This is a genomic window from Parasphingomonas frigoris (assembly GCF_036663815.1).
Lineage (GTDB): Bacteria > Pseudomonadota > Alphaproteobacteria > Sphingomonadales > Sphingomonadaceae > Sphingomonas.
This window is the reverse complement of sequence record NZ_JAXOJQ010000083.1, coordinates 1-1,106: the sequence shown is the minus strand read 5'-3', so window position 1 is coordinate 1,106 and position 1,106 is coordinate 1. Positions and strand designations below refer to the sequence as shown.

General features: G+C 69.1%; 2 protein-coding genes. Both read right to left on the bottom strand.

Translation table 11 applies throughout. The annotated features are described in order from the left end of the window. Positions 1–398 (bottom strand): dUTP diphosphatase (gene dut / locus U1872_RS22630; protein WP_332795094.1); only part of this gene is annotated, 398 nt, incomplete at its 3' end. Next, positions 395–1,106: phosphopantothenoylcysteine decarboxylase domain-containing protein (locus tag U1872_RS22625; RefSeq protein ID WP_332795093.1), on the bottom strand; the 712-nt coding region annotated here is incomplete at its 5' end. The genes dut and U1872_RS22625, both read right to left, overlap by 4 nt.

The window sequence follows — 1,106 nt, the reverse complement described above, 5'->3', positions numbered from 1 at the left end:
GTGTCGTCGAGTGTCGCGACCTCGTCGAGCGTGGCGCGCAGGACGACTGCGGGGACGAGTTGCGCGATCCGATCGCCGCGCGCGATCTCGAACGGTTCCTGGCCGAGGTTGGCAAGGATCACCTTCACTTCGCCGCGATAGTCGCAGTCGATCGTGCCCGGCGTGTTGAGGCAGGTGACGCCGTATTTGAACGCAAGGCCGGAGCGGGGGCGGACCTGGACCTCGTGACCTGCGGGAATGGCGATAGCAAAGCCGGTCGCGACCGCAGCGCGTGCGCCGGGGGCGAGCGTCAGCGCTTCGGCGGAAACGACGTCCATCCCGGCGGCACCCTCGGTCGCATAGGCGGGCAACGGCAGGCCCTCGCCGCGCGGCAGGCGCTTCAGTTCGATACGGATCATGATGCGGCTTCTAGCGCATCGGCGATGCGGTCCGCCAGTCGTGCGGCGACGGCGTCTTTGGGCAGGCGCTCCCAGCTTTCGACACCCGCTTCGGTGACGAGGTGAACGCTATTGTCCGCGCCGCCCATCACGTCGCCCGATACGTCGTTGGCGACGATCCAGTCCGCGGTCTTGCGAATACGCTTGGCGACGGCGTGCTCGATCACGCGCTCGGTCTCGGCCGCGAAGCCGACCAGCAGGCGAGGGCGGTCCGGGCTGCGCGCCAAAGTCGCGAGGATGTCAGGGTTTTCCGCGAGGATGAGCGTGGGCGTGGCGTCGCCCTTCTTGATCTTCTGCGGGACGGACTCGACGTGCCAGTCCGCCACCGCGGCCACCATGATGGCGGCGTCGGCGGGCAGCGCACGGTTGACCGCATCCGCCATCTCGCGCGCCGTTTCGACATCTATCCGGTCGACGCCATGCGGAGTTGGCAGCGTCACGGGGCCGGCGACGAGCGTTACGCGTGCGCCGAGCCGTGCCAGCGCTGCGGCTATCGCGAAGCCCTGTTTGCCCGACGAGCGGTTGGCGATGTAGCGGACCGGGTCGATCGGCTCGTGCGTCGGGCCGGCTGTAACGAGGATGTGACGCCCTGCCATCCGATTCGGTGGGGCAGGGGCGAGCATCGCCTTGACCGCGGCGACGATCGCGGGCGGCTCTGGAAGGCGGCCG